General features: G+C 73.5%; 3 protein-coding genes. All 3 read right to left on the reverse strand.

Features of this window, described 5'->3' with window-relative positions; genetic code table 11:
• Positions 1–773, reverse strand: a 773-nt coding sequence (locus DQW85_RS24130; protein WP_162795317.1) for an acyl-CoA dehydrogenase family protein, incomplete at its 3' end; no start/stop codon positions are given.
• An 18-nt stretch (positions 774–791) separates the two neighbouring features.
• The gene (locus tag DQW85_RS24135) at positions 792–1,334 is read right to left on the reverse strand and encodes a thioesterase family protein (RefSeq protein WP_113702326.1); all 543 of its coding nucleotides are present in this window, start codon (positions 1,332–1,334) and stop codon (positions 792–794) included.
• Between the two features lie 6 nt (positions 1,335–1,340).
• On the reverse strand, positions 1,341–2,226 hold an 886-nt coding region (locus DQW85_RS24140; RefSeq protein WP_162795318.1), incomplete at its 5' end, for an ABC transporter ATP-binding protein.

The raw sequence follows: 2,226 nt of genomic DNA on the forward strand, positions 1-2,226 counted from the left end.
ACCCGGCGGGCGCGGCCGACGCCGGTCGCGGCGACGGCCAGGCGGCTCGCGCCCAGCCACTCGCCCATCAGCTCGAACCCGGCCCCTTCGTCGCCGAGCCGCCGCCCGGCGGGGACGCGGCAGTCGGCGAACGACAGGTCGCACTGGTGGTAGCCGCGGTGCGACACGCTGGGGGAGCCCCGCCGTACGGTGAGGCCCGGCGTGTCCATGTCCACGAGGAACGCGGTGATCCCCGAGCCCCGTCCGGCCTGCTCCGCTCCGGTCGCGGCGAACAGGATGACGAAGTCGGCCTGGTCGGCGTGGCTGATGAAGTGCTTGGCGCCGTTGATGACGTAGTCACCGCGGTCGCGCACCGCGCGGGTCCGCATCGCGCGCACGTCGGAGCCGGCGCCGGGCTCGGTCATGGCCAGGCAGTCGTGGCGCTCGCCGCGGATCGCCGGGAGCAGATAGGCGCCGACCTGGTCGCCCTGGCATGCCCGAAGGATGTTGCTCGGGCGGGTGACCAGCATCTGCAGGGCGAAGGAGGCGCGGCCCAGCTCGCGTTCGACGAGGGTCATGTCGAAGGCGTCCAGGCCGCCGCCGCCGAGCTCCTCGGGCATGTTGGCGGCGTACAGGCCGGAGGCGATCGCCTTCTTCCTGATCTCGCCGGCCAGCTCGGCGGGCACGTCGTCGAGCCGCTCGACCTCGTCCTCGTGGGGGTAGAGCTCGGCCTCGACGAAGCTCCGCACGGTCTCGACGATGAGCTGCTGTTCGGGGGTGAGTTCGAAGTGCACCGGTCGTCCTCACTGGGGTCAGGGGGAGGGATCGGGGATGCCGATCACGCGGCCCGCCCGCTCCGGCCGGGGCAGGGCGGCATGGGCGGCGCGGATCTTGGCCAGGCGCTCGTACAGGTGGGGTGGCAGCGGTGTGACCCGGCCCGCGCGGGTGTCCACGTGCAGCAGCAGTTGCTCGGCGGTCGCCAGCAGCGCGCCGCTGCCGCCGTGCCACATCTCGTGGAAGACGTGCAGGCGCTTGGTGTCGAGGCCGAGCAGCCGGACGGTGAGCCGCAGCGGCTCGCCCTCCGCGGCCTCGCGGACGTAGGACAGGCTGGTCTCGACGGTGTAGAGGGAGTGACCGTCCGCCCGGTAGCGCTCGTCCACGCCGAAGTAGCGGAAGAAGGCGTCGGAGTTGTCGCCGAACACGAGCAGGTAGCACGACTCGCTCATGTGGCCGTTGTAGTCGGTCCATTCGGGCAGCACCGCGGTCCGGTGCAGGCACAGCGGCGCGGGAACGGCCGCCGAGGCGTCCCACGGGCGGTGCCCGGTCCCCTCGTACGGCGTGACGATGCGGGACATCTCACCTCATACCTGTTCGCGCGGGGTCAGCCGGGGGGTGTCGCGGAGCAGGGCACGGGTGTACGGCTCGGCGGGGTGGTCCAGCAGGTGCCCGGTGGGGCCCTCCTCGACGACCCGGCCGCCCTGGAGCACCATCGTGCGCGAGGCGATGGAGCGGACGAGCGCCAGGTTGTGGGTGACGAACAGCATCGACAGCCCGCGGGTCCGCCGGATCTCGCCGAGCAGGCTCACGATCGACGCCTGCACCGAGACGTCCAGCGCGGAGGTCACCTCGTCGCAGATGAGCAGGTCGGGCTCGCACGCCAGCGCCCGCGCGATGGCCACGCGCTGCCGTTCGCCGCCGGACAGCCGGTCGGGGAAGGCGTGGTACGCCGAGGGGGCGAGCGCCACCTGGTCGAGCAGGTCGCGCACCCGCCGCTCGGCGTCCCGGCCGCGGGCCAGGCCGAACAGGTGCAGGGGTCTGCCGACGATCTCGCCCACGCTCATGCGCGGGTTCAGCGACAGGTACGGGTTCTGGAAGACGTACTGGATGGCCTTGCGGGTCTCCCGGCTGCGGCGACGGGCGGCCGGAGGCACTGCCGCGCCCTCGAACGTGACCGATCCCGTCCACTCGCCGTGCAGCCCGGCCAGGCAGCGTGACAGCGTGGTCTTCCCGCTTCCGGACTCCCCGACGACCGCGACGCACTCGTCCCGGCCGACCCGCAGCCCGACGCCGTGCAGCACGGGCGTCCGGCCGTGGTGGGCATGCAGGTCCCGCACGTCCAGCACGGTCTCGGCCGAGGTGGCCGCGGCGGGCGCGGTCACCGTCACCGGCGCGGGCTGGGCGCGTACGTGCTCGGCCCGCAGGCAGCGCGACAGGTGACCGTCGCCGACGGCGGCCATGGGCGGGGCC

This window comes from Nonomuraea lactucae (genome assembly GCF_003313395.1).
GTDB lineage: Bacteria > Actinomycetota > Actinomycetes > Streptosporangiales > Streptosporangiaceae > Nonomuraea > Nonomuraea lactucae.